The organism is Brachybacterium vulturis, assembly GCF_043641765.1.
GTDB lineage: Bacteria > Actinomycetota > Actinomycetes > Actinomycetales > Dermabacteraceae > Brachybacterium > Brachybacterium vulturis_A.
Map to the genome: position 1 here is coordinate 115,316 of NZ_JBHZRO010000002.1, position 11,917 is coordinate 127,232.

At 71.9% G+C, this 11,917-nt stretch carries 11 protein-coding genes; 9 read left to right on the top strand and 2 right to left on the bottom strand.

Going from position 1 to position 11,917, the window contains the following annotated elements; translation table 11 throughout:
• From ACHUEU_RS01980 to ACHUEU_RS01995, 4 genes are read left to right on the top strand one after another with little or no spacing between them, the layout of a single operon-like run.
• Nucleotides 1-576, top strand: coding sequence for a hypothetical protein (locus tag ACHUEU_RS01980; protein ID WP_394214204.1), 576 nt, complete (start codon nucleotides 1-3; stop codon nucleotides 574-576).
• Nucleotides 576-1,379 carry a lysophospholipid acyltransferase family protein gene (locus ACHUEU_RS01985; protein ID WP_394214205.1) on the top strand — a complete coding sequence of 268 codons (804 nt, stop codon included), beginning with the start codon at nucleotides 576-578 and terminating at the stop codon, nucleotides 1,377-1,379. Before ACHUEU_RS01980 ends, ACHUEU_RS01985 begins: the two co-directional genes overlap by 1 nt.
• Entirely contained in the window at nucleotides 1,379-2,389 is a 1,011-nt protein-coding gene (locus ACHUEU_RS01990) for an NAD(P)H-dependent glycerol-3-phosphate dehydrogenase (RefSeq protein ID WP_394214353.1), read from the top strand. The genes ACHUEU_RS01985 and ACHUEU_RS01990 overlap by 1 nt, the downstream gene beginning before the upstream one ends.
• A 14-nt stretch (nucleotides 2,390-2,403) precedes the next feature.
• On the top strand, nucleotides 2,404-3,519 hold the full coding sequence (locus ACHUEU_RS01995) for a D-alanine--D-alanine ligase family protein (RefSeq protein ID WP_394214207.1): 1,116 nt from the start codon (nucleotides 2,404-2,406) through the stop codon (nucleotides 3,517-3,519).
• A 15-nt stretch (nucleotides 3,520-3,534) separates the two neighbouring features.
• Here the strand turns inward: ACHUEU_RS01995 and ACHUEU_RS02000 are convergent, their stop codons facing one another.
• A complete protein-coding gene (locus ACHUEU_RS02000) occupies nucleotides 3,535-4,032 on the bottom strand; it encodes a DUF3515 domain-containing protein (RefSeq protein ID WP_394214208.1) in 498 nt (165 codons plus the stop codon).
• A gap of 39 nt (nucleotides 4,033-4,071) precedes the next feature.
• On the opposite strand from ACHUEU_RS02000, the gene thiL reads away from it, so the two are divergent.
• Nucleotides 4,072-5,097 (top strand): thiamine-phosphate kinase, encoded by a 1,026-nt coding sequence (thiL, locus tag ACHUEU_RS02005; protein ID WP_394214209.1) that lies wholly within the window; start codon nucleotides 4,072-4,074, stop codon nucleotides 5,095-5,097.
• Nucleotides 5,098-5,160: 63 nt separating this feature from the next.
• A complete protein-coding gene (locus ACHUEU_RS02010) occupies nucleotides 5,161-6,237 on the top strand; it encodes an NAD(P)-dependent alcohol dehydrogenase (RefSeq protein WP_394214210.1) in 1,077 nt (358 codons plus the stop codon).
• Between the two features lie 405 nt (nucleotides 6,238-6,642).
• On the opposite strand, the gene rpmB is transcribed toward ACHUEU_RS02010, so the two are convergent.
• Entirely contained in the window at nucleotides 6,643-6,840 is a 198-nt protein-coding gene (gene rpmB / locus ACHUEU_RS02015) for a 50S ribosomal protein L28 (RefSeq protein ID WP_096802882.1), read from the bottom strand.
• A gap of 273 nt (nucleotides 6,841-7,113) precedes the next feature.
• Here rpmB and ACHUEU_RS02020 point away from each other — a divergent pair, with 273 nt between their 5' ends.
• The 3 genes from ACHUEU_RS02020 (at nucleotide 7,114) to ACHUEU_RS02030 (ending at nucleotide 11,911) form a co-directional block, all read left to right on the top strand.
• Complete coding sequence (locus ACHUEU_RS02020) at nucleotides 7,114-9,333, top strand: ATP-dependent DNA helicase RecG (protein ID WP_394214211.1); 2,220 nt, start codon at nucleotides 7,114-7,116, stop codon at nucleotides 9,331-9,333.
• A 1-nt stretch (nucleotide 9,334) separates the two neighbouring features.
• Nucleotides 9,335-9,913: an RsmD family RNA methyltransferase gene (locus ACHUEU_RS02025; RefSeq protein WP_394214212.1), complete on the top strand. Its 579-nt coding sequence runs from the start codon at nucleotides 9,335-9,337 to the stop codon at nucleotides 9,911-9,913.
• 375 nt (nucleotides 9,914-10,288) lie between these two features.
• Nucleotides 10,289-11,911: an HNH endonuclease signature motif containing protein gene (locus tag ACHUEU_RS02030; protein ID WP_394214213.1), complete on the top strand. Its 1,623-nt coding sequence runs from the start codon at nucleotides 10,289-10,291 to the stop codon at nucleotides 11,909-11,911.
• Nucleotides 11,912-11,917 lie beyond the last annotated feature (6 nt).

Below are 11,917 nucleotides of genomic sequence, written 5' to 3' on the forward strand. Positions count from 1 at the left end.
ATGAACGACCTGCCCGATGAGGACCGGATCACCGGGCCGCTTCCCGGAGCGCTCGGCTCCCTGGCGCTGCGGGACATCCCGATCCCCGACTACTGCGACGTGGTGATCGTGCCCACCTCCGGTGTCGACGAGACCGATCCCCGGGTCTGGGCCGAGGCGATCTTCTCCCATGAGAACACTCCACTGTCCTCCCGCGGTCTGCGGGCGCTGCGTGACGAGACCATCCGCCTGTTCGACATGGTGCCGCCGCCGCAGAAGGAGTTCGTCACCGATGAGGTGGTCGGCTCCGAGGCCCTGATCATCGACGACGACGAGAAGCTGCGTGTCCGCATCGGCGTGGCGCTGCTGCCCGGCGGTGATCTGCTGCAGGTCACCACCGCGGTGAAGTACCGCTCGGTCCGCGGCCGTCTCGCCTTCGCTCCGCGTCGGCTGATGCATGCCGCAGCGGTCAACACCCTGGCACGACGTGCACCGACCACCCTGCGTCGACGTGCCCTGGCGAGCGATCCCCGGGGGGCCGCGCTGACCGGACAGGTCTCCCGCAGGGCGCTCGGCCGGGGCTCATCGACGCGCTGATGAAGAACCTGCTGCGCAGCTGGGACGTGGGCACCGCCCGGATCCCGCAGCGGCGTGCGGGCGCCGTCATCGGCGTCGTGCAGCTCCCGCTGCGCCCGCTGTTCACACTGCTCGCCAGGCCCCGCTGGCACGGCACTGCGCGTCTGCCCGCCACCGGAGCGGCGATCGTCTGCGGCAACCATCTCAGCGCCTACGACGCCTTCGGGTACGGTCATCTGCTGCAGGCCTCCGGGATCGCACCGCGGTTCCTGGCCAAGGAGTCGTTGTTCCGCATCCCGGTGCTCGGGGCGCTGCTGCGCGGCGCCCGCCAGATCAGGGTGCGTCGCGGCACCGCCCGCAGCCGTGACGCCCTGGACGAGGCGCGGGCCGCACTCGGTCGCGGCGAGGTGATCATGGTCTTCCCCGAGGGTTCCTATACTCGGGATCCCGAGCTGTGGCCGATGCAGGGACGCCTCGGCGCCGCCCGCCTCGCCCTGGAGACCGGCGCCCCGCTGCTGCCGATCGCCACCTGGGGCGGTCGTGCGCTGTGGCCCGTCGGCTCCCCGCTCCCGCGCCCCCGCCCCGGCCGTCACGTGCAGATGCTGGTGGGGGAGCCGTACACCGTCTCCCAGCAGGAGGGGGAGAGCCCTCAGCAGGCCGCCCAGCGCGTCTCCGAGGAGCTGATGGCGCGCATCGCCGCGCTGCTCGGGCGGCTGCGCGGGCAGCAGCCGCCGGACGTGCTGCATGACGGGCGCCGTGACAGCCATCGCCCGGAGGTCGGCAGGCCGCAGCGAGGTTATCGAGCCTGGAGGCAGACCACATGATGACCGCCCCACCGACCACTCCCCGCCGGCTCGCCGTCCTCGGTGCCGGCAGCTGGGGCACCACCTTCGCCCGCGTCCTCGTCGACGGCGGGTCGGAGGTCGTGCTCTGGGCCCGCCGTGAGGAGGTCGCGCGCGAGATCCGCGAGCAGCACCGCAACCACGCCTATCTCCCGGACCACTCCCTGCCCGCGACGATCCACAGCACGTCCGATCTCGGCGAGGCGCTCGCAGGGGTCGACGGAGTCGTGATCGCGATCCCCGCCCAGTCGCTGCGCGCGACCCTCGCGACCCATACCGCCCTGCCCGAGGTCCCGGTGCTGTCGCTGACCAAGGGGATCGAGCGTGGCACCGACGCCCGCATCAGCGAGGTCATCGCCGCGGCCGGGGGCGCGGCGCCGGAGCGCATCGGAGTGCTCTCGGGACCGAACCTCTCGGCCGAGATCGCCGAGCGCCGACCCTGCGCGAGCGTCGTCGCCGCTCCCTCCCAGCAGCTCGCGGAGGCCTTCGCCGCCTGGTGCCGAGCGCCCTACCTGCGGGCGTACACCTCCACCGACGTGGTCGGGGTGGAGATCGCCGGTGCCGTGAAGAACGTCATCGCGATCGCGGTCGGCGCGGCGGTCGGTCTGGGCCAGGGCCACAACACCACAGCCAGCCTGATCACCCGGGGCCTCGCCGAGATCACCCGGCTCGGCGTCGCCCTCGGCGGCCAGCGGGAGACCTTCGCAGGTCTGGCCGGGATGGGCGACCTGGTGGCCACCTGCGCGTCCCCGCTGAGCCGCAACCATCGCCTGGGCCTCGCGCTCGGGCGAGGGCTGGACGTGGAGGCCGCCGCCGCCGAGGTGGGCCAGACCGCCGAGGGCGTCGCCACCGCCCGCGCCGTCGCGGATCTCGCCGCGCGGCTCGGGGTGGACATGCCGATCACCCGAGCCGTGGTCGCCGTCGTGGACCGTGGCGAGAGCATCGATGAGGTCACCACGGCGCTGTTGTCCCGCTCGGTCCGCCCGGAATGAATATGCTCTGAAGCATGAGAACCACCGTCGCCCTCCTGTTCGGCGGCCGCAGCGGCGAGCACGGCATCTCGTGCGTCACCGCCGGCGGCATCCTCGCCGCGATCGATCGCGAGCGCTTCGAGGTGATCGCGCTCGGCATCACCCGTGAGGGCCGCTGGATCCACGTCTCCGACGACCCCAGCGACTGGACTCTGGTCGACGGCCGTGCCCCGGAGGTCGATCCGGCCGGGAACGAAGTGCTGCTTCCCGAGACCCGTCACCGTCCCGGGGAGCGGATCACGCTGCGCACCGTGCGGGACGGCGCCGTCCACGACCTGGCCGACATCGATGTCCTCTGGCCGCTGCTGCACGGCGCCTACGGTGAGGACGGCACCGTCCAGGGCATGCTCGAGATGCTCGACATCCCCTACGTGGGCAGCGGCGTGCTCGCCTCGGCCACCGCGATGGACAAGGCGGCCACGAAGCTCGTGCTGCGGAGCGCGGGCCTGGAGTGCGCTCCCGGCATCGTGGTCCACCAGGACGGCTGGGCGTCCGAGTCCCATCGGGTCGCCACCTACCTGCGCGACACCCATCCGCTGCCCTGGTTCGTCAAGCCCGCCCGGGCCGGGTCGAGCCTCGGGGTGACCCGGGTGAGCGATCCCAAGAAGCTGGAGGCGGCGATCGAGAGCGCCTTCGCCGTGGATCCCAAGGTCCTGGTGGAGGAGGGGCTCGACGCACGAGAGGTCGAGTGCGGTGTGCTCCAGTGCCGGGACGGCCGCGAGCCCAGCACCACCCTGCCCGGCGAGGTGAAGGTCGGCACGGACCTCGACTTCTACGACTTCGAGGCGAAGTACTTCGGCAAGGGCACCGTGAGCATCGACGTGCCCGCCTCGCTGCCCGATGCCGTGCTCGAGGAGGCTCGCGAGGTCGCCTGCCGCGCGTTCCGGGCGCTGGGCCTGGAAGGACTGGCGCGGGTCGACATGTTCGTCACCTCCGACCACCGGGTGCTGGTCAACGAGGTCAACACGATGCCGGGCTTCACCCCGTACTCGATGTTCCCGGTGCTCTGGGAGAACATGGGACTGAGCTATGCGGATCTCCTCGCCGAGCTGATCGAGCAGGCCCGTGCCCGTCGTCTCGGCGTGCGCTGAGAGCTGGGGCGGACGTTACTGCACATCCCCGGGTCCGATGCAGCGCTCCGTGGCCTCGATGTTCCGGGTGATCACCTGGGCGAGGTCCAGCGCCGCGCCGGAGGGCTGATCGGGTGCGGCCGAGCTCGGCACGGACACGTCGACCGCCGGCTCCCGTCCGTAGGTGGTGTAGAGGAACCCCGGGTCCTCGCCCTCGAGCTCCTGGACGATCCAGTCGACCTCCACCCCGTTGCCGTCGGCGAGGGTGGTGCACAGATCGGTGGTGGGACCGGGAGGGGTGACGCCGCAGCGCATCACGATGGTGTCCTCGCCGCTGCCCCAGGCCGCGGTGCCCTGGCTCGAGGTCTCCGTCTGCTCCATGCCCAGCACCTCGGGCGGGGCGCCGAGCACGATGTCGGCGCAGGTGGGATCCGCGGCCTCGGGGCCGGGCGGCACCTGCACAGTGCCGCAGGAGACGAGGCCGACGGCCATCAGGCCGGCGACGGGCAGGGCGAGCAGACGAGAGCGGAGCACCCCGCGAGCCTATCGGGCGCGGTCAGGCAGACTGGGCACATGGCAGGTGAACACTCCGACAGCATCCCCCGCGGCGAGGCCGCGCTCCTGGCCCGCATGCTCCCGCACCTGCGCCCCGGCCCCGAGGTCGAGGTGGGCCCCGGTGACGACGCCGCGGTGGTGCACCTGCCCTCCCCGCGCCTGGTGGTCACCACCGACACGCTGGTCGAGGGTCACGACTTCCTCGGCCACGCCACCACCGCCCGCTGGATCGGCCGCAAGGCCGCGGTCCAGAACCTCGCCGACGTCGCCGCGATGGGCGCGGCGCCCCTGGCGCTGGTGGCCGCGATCTCCGCCCCGGCCGGCATCCCGGCGACCGTCTTCGAAGAGCTGACGATCGGGCTCACGGCGCGCGCCGAGGCAGATGGTGCGAGCCTGGTCGGCGGTGACCTCGGCCGCGCGGAGCACCTCACCGTCACCGTCACGGCGATGGGGTCCCTCCCCGCGGACCAGGAGCCGGTGCGCCGCTCCGGAGCCCTGCCCGGGGACGTCCTCACGATCGGCGCCCCCCGCCTGGGCCGCTCCGCCGCCGGTCTCGCCCTGGTGCTGGGGGAGCGGGCCCTGGTGAGGCCGGGAGCCGAGGGCAGGCCGACCGTCATGCTCCGCGGCATCCAGGACCCCTCCGCCGCGCATCTTCTGCAATGGCACGACGCCCCCGATCCGGATCTCTCGCTCGGCTGGACCGTCGGCCGCACCGCGCGCGCCATGATGGACCTCTCCGACGGGCTGGTCCGTGACGGCCGCCGCCTCGCCGCCGCCTCGCAGGTCACCCTCGACCTGGATCGCGCGGCGCTGGCCCCCGACGTCGAGCAGCTCACCGGGCTCGCCGGGGAGCTCGACGCGGATCCGTGGACCTGGGTCCTCCACGGCGGCGAGGAGCACGCGATGCTCGCGACCTTCGCCCCCGGCGGCGTGCCGGAGGGCTTCCGACCCATCGGTCAGGTGCGGGCACCCTCGGTGCACGGCCCCGAGGTGCTGCTGGACGGGGCACCGATCGAGGGTGCCGGCTTCGACCACTTCGGCTGAGCCCCGATAGGCTGTCGGACGGTGCTCCTCCGAGCACCGCCACGATCTTCCGGAGGTTCTTCCATGCCGTTCACCGTCAAGGCGCTGCAGAAGACCGGACCCGAGCAGCCGTTCCGCGTCACCACCATCGAGCGCCGCGACCCGCGCCCCGATGACGTCGTCATCGACATCCGCGCCGCCGGGATCTGCCACAGCGACATCCACACCATCCGCAACGAATGGGGCGAGGCCAGCTTCCCGCTGACCGTCGGCCACGAGATCGCGGGCGTCGTCTCCGCCGTCGGCACGGACGTCACCGACTGGAAGGTCGGGGACCGCGCGGGCGTGGGCTGCCTGGTGAACTCCTGCGGGACCTGCGAGGAGTGCCGCGCCGACCAGGAGCAGAACTGCCTGCAGGGCAACGTCGGCACCTACAACGCGACCGACGTCGACGGCACCGTGACCCAGGGCGGTTACGCCGAGCAGGTCGTGGTCAACGAGCGCTTCGTGTGCCGCATCCCCGACGAGCTCGCCTTCGATGCCGCGGCCCCGCTGCTGTGCGCCGGGATCACCACCTACTCCCCGCTGCGCCGCTGGGGCGCTGGTGAGACGGTCGATGGCCGCGCCAAGCGCGTCGCCGTCCTGGGCCTGGGCGGGCTCGGCCACATGGGCGTGCAGATCGCCGCCGCCATGGGCGCCGAGGTCACCGTGCTCTCCCGCTCGCTGAAGAAGGAGCAGGACGCCCTCGCCCTCGGTGCGGCGCGGGTGCTGGCCACCACCGAGGAGAACTTCTTCCGTGAGCACCGCGGCGAGTTCGATCTGATCCTGAACACCATCAGCGCCGACATCCCCGTGGACAGCTACCTCGGCCTGCTGACCCCGCGCGGTGTCATGGCCGTGGTGGGCATGCCGCCCGCCGACCAGTCGCTGAGCTTCGGCTCGCTGATCGGCGGCAGCAAGGTGCTCGCCGGCTCCAACATCGGCGGCATCGCCGAGACCCAGGAGATGCTCGACTTCTGCGCCGAGCACGGCCTCGCCGCGAAGGTCGAGATCATCGGCGTCCACGAGGCCGATGCCGCCTACGACCGCGTGGTCGCGGGCGATGTGCACTTCCGTGCCGTGATCGACACCGCGACCTTCGCGGACGCCGCGGCGGAGTGAGTGCAACGCGGAGGTTCCGCCCCGCCACGCCGGCCACCGCTTCGCGTGGCTGAAGCCGGACGGCTGGCGGGTGGGCTTCCGTGCGCTGATGCTCGAGGTCGAGCCGGTGCTCCGCCCGCCAGGGCCGCGGTACAGCGCTTATTTACGAACTCTGCACATACAGCGTTGATTAGCAGTCAAGCATCGTGAGCTCCGGGTCGGACCGCGCTGGCTTCCTGCGTGCTCAGGGCGCGGTGAGCTACCTCGGCATTCCGCTGCAGGAACAGGCTCAGGTAGGTGCAGCACGCGGCCCGGATCTGCGGTGGGCGCGGACGCGGGCATAGGATTCTCCTCGATGCTCAGATGCACGAGAGCCCCCACCCCGAAGGGTGAGGGCTCTCGTGGATGAGTCCTGAAAGGTCTCGCTCAGGCACCGAGCGTGCTGACCTTGCCTGCCTTGAGGCAGGAGGTGCACACGTTCACGCGCTTGCTGGTGCCGTTGATCACAGTGCGGACCGACTGGATGTTCGGGTTCCAGCGACGCGAGCTGCGGCGGTGCGAGTGAGACACGGCCTTGCCGAAGCTGGGGCTCTTGGCGCAGATGTCACACGTGGAAGCAGCCACTGTCGTCTCCTGGTACGTCGATGTTCTGATCGCGGTGCCCGCTCCACCCCCGCGCCGGAACGGCGGGGTCGGTGACCTGGGTGAGCACGGAGGTGCGAGCCCCCGGCGGTCAGGGCAACCACGGAATCATAGCCCACATGGCCGCGTCCCTGAAGGGGAGGGCGCTCCGAGGCGCTGTGGATTCCGCCACAGCGTCACAGGGCAGTGGCACGATAGGACCTCGCAGGTCGCACCGTACGGGGCCGCGCACACCGAGCACGAGGAGACGTCCGCATGGCCAGGAGGCAGGAGACCGCCCGCGGCTCGATGCCGCTGAAGGAGCTGCTGATCTCCAAGGAGTCCACCGCGATGGCCTCCTTCGGCGTGCGGGACCTGGACACCATGATGCGCTTCGCCCCGCGGCGCTATCTGGTCCCGGCGCCCCTGCGCTCCTTGCACGAGGTGAGCCAGGGCGAGGAGGTCAGCGCCGTCGTCTCGGTGGTCTCGCTCCGGGACCGGGCGATGCGCAGCCGTCACGGCTTCATCCTCGAGGTCGCCGTCTCCGACGGGGTCGACGAGATCGTGCTGACGTTCTTCCTCACCAAGCAGCATCAGCTGCAGTGGCATCGCGGCAGGCTCCCCGTGGGTGCGCAGATCATCGTGCACGGCACCGTCGGCTTCGACGACTACCGCCAGGCCCTCCAGATCACCCACCCCGCCTACGAGCCGGTCGAGGACACGGAGGAGGGCCGGGCCTGGGCCCAGCGGCCGCGGCCCGTCTACCCGCTGCGGCAGAACATCGCCCAGGCGACCATGCGCTCGGCCACCGAGAAGGGTCTCGAGTTCGCCGGCTCGCTCAGCCGCCCCGTCCCCGACGAGGTGATCGCCCGCCGCGCCCTGCCCCCGCTCGAGGAGGCCGTGCGCCTGGTCCACACCCCGCTGACCGCCGAGGACGCCCGGCACGGCATGGCCCACCTCCGCTATGAGGAGGCCTTCGTCCTGCAGGCGATCTTCGCCCAGCGCCGAGGCCAGGACGAACGCACCCCCGCACCGGTCCTCGCCGCCGAGGGGCCGCTGCAGGGGCTGTTCGATGCGCGTCTGCCCTTCACCCTCACCGAGGGCCAGCGCGAGGTCGGCGCACGGATCGAGGAGCGGATCGGCAACGGCCATCCCACCAGCGTGCTGCTGCAGGGCGACGTCGGCTCCGGTAAGACCGTCGTCGCCCTGCGCGCCATGCTCCGCGCCGTCGACTCCGGTCATCAGGCCGCGCTGCTCGCCCCCACCGAGGTGCTCGCCGAGCAGCACCACCGCACCCTGCTCACCCTGCTCGGCGACCTCGCCCGGGCCGGACAGCTGGACGGGCACGAGGCGGCGACCCGGGTCCGTCTGCTCACCGGGTCCCAGCGCACCGCCGGCCGCCGCGAGACGCTCCTGGACGTCACCTCCGGGCAGGCCGGGATCGTGGTGGGCACCCATGCGCTGCTCACCGAGTCCGTGGAGTTCGCCGCGCTGGGCCTGGTGGTGATCGACGAGCAGCATCGCTTCGGGGTGGACCATCGTCGACGGCTGCGCACCAAGGGCCCGGCGGGCCAGAGCCCCCACGTCATCGTGATGACCGCGACCCCGATCCCGCGCACCGCGGCGCTGGCGACCGTGGGCGACCTCGACGTGCTCTCCCTGCGCGAGAGCCCCGGGCTGCGCGCCGGGGTCACCAGCTTCGTGGTCCACGAGAAGCTCCCGACGTGGGAGCGGCGGATGTGGCAGCGCGCCGGGGAGGAGATCGCGGCGGGCCGTCAGGTGTTCGTGGTCTGCGCCCGCATCGACGAGGACGATGCTGCCGACGACGCACCCGCCCCGCCGGAGCTCGACGAGCACGGCAACGAGAAGCCGCCCACCCTCGAGCCCGCCCGCGGCGTCACCCAGACCGCCGAGCGCCTGGCCGAGCGTCCCGAGCTCGCGGGCGCCCGGATCAGCATCCTGCACGGCCGACTGACCGGCGAGGAGAAGCAGGAGGTGATGGCGCAGATGGTGCGCGGCGAGATCGACGTGCTGGTCTCCACCACGGTCATCGAGGTGGGCGTCGACGTGCCCAACGCCTCGACGATGATCGTGCTGGACGCCGAGCGCTTCGGTGTCTCCCAGCTCCACCAGCTCCGCGGCCGCGTGGGCCGCGGCGAGCACGCCGGCATCGCCTTCTTCGACACCACCGCCGAGGTCGGGGCGGACCACTCCCAGCACCTCCGCCGCATCGCCGATGCGGTCGACGGCTTCGCGCTCGCCGAGCTCGATCTGCGTCGCCGCGGTGCCGGCGACCTGGTGGGGGAGGAGCAGTCCGGACTGCAGCGCACGCTCAAGCACCTCGACGTGATCCGCGATGCCCGCGTCATCGAGCAGGCCCGCGAGGACGCCTTCGCGGTGGTCGCCGCCGATCCCGCGCTCACCGACCATCCCGCTCTCGCCGGCGCCATCGCGGACCGCCTGCGGGACGCCGACCCCGACGTGGAGAGGAGCTGACATGCCGCGCATCGTCGCAGGCCACCTCGGCGGCCGCACCATCCCCGGCCCACCCGGCAAGGGCACCCGCCCCACCTCGGACAAGGTCCGTGAGGCCCTGTTCAGCCGCCTCGAGGGCTGGGGCGCGCTCGCCGGCGCCCGGGTGCTCGACCTCTATGCGGGCACCGGCGCACTCGCCTTCGAGACCCTCTCCCGCGGCGGCGAGCACGCCCTGCTGGCCGAACTGCATGGACCGACCGCCAGGCAGCTGCGTCGCACCGCGAGCGAGCTGGGCCTGGACGACCGCGTCGAGATCCGCGGTGGGAAGGCGGCCGGCGTCGCCGGCCAGCTCGCGGCGCAGCACACGGCTCAGCCGACAGCGCCCACCGCGACCCTGGTGTTCCTCGATCCGCCCTACGACGTGCCCACCGAGGCTCTCGAGCAGATGCTGCTCACCCTGCGCCCCGCACTGGCCGATGACGCGCTGGTCGTCGTCGAGCGCTCCTCGCGCACCCGCCCGCTTACGTGGCCCCAGGGGTGGGTCGATGACGGCACCAAGACCTACGGCGAGACCGTGCTGCAGTTCGGCGGGCCGGCCTGAGGGATGATCTGCTCCACATGCCGTCCACACATTCACTGCGAGGTTGCAGGAATCGATTCACTATGCAATGTGCGCGACATCGATGATGACCAGCAGGATCGTCGACGGTGGCATTGTCGAGGCCCCACGGCCCGTCGAGGATGGCGCATGCGCACCCTCATGTGACCTGCGGGTATCCACACGATGTGCATGAGATGTGGAATGGCCGAGCATTCCTCCGCACGTCGTGGTTGTCCACAAATTGTCAGCACTTCGTGGCGACCTCTGGTGCGAGTCGAGCAGGTGTTCTAAACTGGCGGCAGTCGGCCCTGAGGCCGATCCGCCGGCGCAGAGGCCGCGACGCAGCCTGACACCGAGGTCAAGGAGGGGAGCATCATGGAGCACCGTGCCGATCCCTCCGCGGTCCCGCCTGGCCCGGAGTGCTCCGCCTCTGCTCCCGATGAGCCGCCCCGGAAGCCGGTGCGCACGCGCACCCCGCTCACGGCGCAGGCGCTCGTGGACCGGGCCGACGTCACGCCCCGCACGCCGGAGGCCGCGACCGTGCTGCGAATCTTCTACCGGCGACAGCAGGAGCTCGCGGCCTTCTACGTCGCCGAGACGCGCGACCTCGCCACCTTGTGGTCCGAGGAGGACGAGGGCGACGAGAAGGCCCTCCACGCCCTGGCCGCCTCGGTGGGGATGCGTGCGAAGCTCCCGCGCGGCGAGGACCGCCTGCGCGATGCGCATGTCGCGGTCACCGACCTGCCCGCCTGCTTCGCGCGGGTCGAGAGCGGGGCCCTGCCCGTCGAATGGTTCGAGTGGCTGATCCGCAGCGTCCTGCGCCTCACCGCCCACCAGCGCCGCCAGGTCGACGAGCGCGTCGCCGCATGGCAGCTCGGGTCGATCGACGTCGAGCGCTTCTACCGCGAGCTGCACACGCTCGTCGTGTGGTTCGGCCGCGCCGCTGTCCAGGAATCGCCGCAGGAGCAGCGCTCGGTCTCCCTCGCCTCCTCCCCGGACTCCGACGGCACCGCCTGCCTCATGATCCGTGGCCCGATCCCCGAGATCACCGCCTTCGGGCAGCGGCTCGACGCCGCCGCCCGCGCCGTCCAGGATGCCCAGCGTCACGCGCTCGAGACCGGAGCGCCGATCCCCTTCGACCTCGATGGGGATGCCTCCCGCGAGGGACGCCACCTGTCGCTGTCCGCCCTGCAGTACGCGATCGCGGTCCGCTCCCAGCTCGATACCGGAGCCGTGGAGGTGCCCGATCCGGCCTTCCGGATCTCTGTCGTGGTGCCGGTGCTGACGCTGCTCGGTCGGTCGAACGCCCCCGCCACCCTGGACGGCACCGTCCCGATCCCGCCGCGCATGGCGCGCGAGCTCGTCGCGAAGGCCCCTGCCTTCGAGCGGGTGCTCACGGACCCGGTCACGGGGGACCACCACCCCTCGTCGTCCCGCACCTACCGTCCCTCCGCCGCGATGGCCGAGAGCCTCCGGCTGATCGACCCCGTCTGCGCGGTTCCCGGCTGCACCCGCAACGTCATGACCGTCGGGGAGATGGACCACATCGAGGAGTTCGACCTCGAGGATCCTGCGCGCGGCGGTCCCACCTCCCTCGACAACCTGCACCGCCTCTGCCGCACCCACCACCGGATGAAGACCGCCGGTCTGCTCGATCCCGAGCGCGACGAGACGACCGGGACCACCCGCTGGCGGCTGCTCGGGGCAGCGGTGTGCGACGTCGCCACGAACACGGACCTGGTGACCCGCGAACTCGGGGACCGCCTCCGGGAGGCCTGGCAGAGATACGCCGACGACCTCGAGTTCGAGGCGCTGACCCGGACCGGGTTCTTCGACGAAGCGCGCGCCGAGGACGCCGACCGGGACGAGGCGTACCGGTGGGGATGCCACCTGATCGACTTCTACTCCCGCTCCGAAGACGACGAGGCCGACGGGGCCGATGATCCCGGCCCGCCGCCGCTCCCGCCGCTGCCCGGCCATGAGCCGCCGCCGTACTGACCCTCG

Excerpts from the sequence above, each read along its gene's own strand:
- ACHUEU_RS02020 (WP_394214211.1), top strand. The coding sequence starts at position 7,114 with ATGGCCAGGAGGCAGGAGACCGCCCGCGGCTCGATGCCGCTGAAGGAG.
- ACHUEU_RS01995 (WP_394214207.1), top strand. The coding sequence starts at position 2,404 with ATGAGAACCACCGTCGCCCTCCTGTTCGGCGGCCGCAGCGGCGAGCAC.
- ACHUEU_RS01990 (WP_394214353.1), top strand. The coding sequence starts at position 1,379 with ATGACCGCCCCACCGACCACTCCCCGCCGGCTCGCCGTCCTCGGTGCC.
- ACHUEU_RS01985 (WP_394214205.1), top strand. The coding sequence starts at position 576 with ATGAAGAACCTGCTGCGCAGCTGGGACGTGGGCACCGCCCGGATCCCG.
- ACHUEU_RS02010 (WP_394214210.1), top strand. The coding sequence starts at position 5,161 with ATGCCGTTCACCGTCAAGGCGCTGCAGAAGACCGGACCCGAGCAGCCG.
- ACHUEU_RS02025 (WP_394214212.1), top strand. The coding sequence starts at position 9,335 with ATGCCGCGCATCGTCGCAGGCCACCTCGGCGGCCGCACCATCCCCGGC.
- ACHUEU_RS01980 (WP_394214204.1), top strand. The coding sequence starts at position 1 with ATGAACGACCTGCCCGATGAGGACCGGATCACCGGGCCGCTTCCCGGA.
- ACHUEU_RS02030 (WP_394214213.1), top strand. The coding sequence starts at position 10,289 with ATGGAGCACCGTGCCGATCCCTCCGCGGTCCCGCCTGGCCCGGAGTGC.
- thiL (WP_394214209.1), top strand. The coding sequence starts at position 4,072 with ATGGCAGGTGAACACTCCGACAGCATCCCCCGCGGCGAGGCCGCGCTC.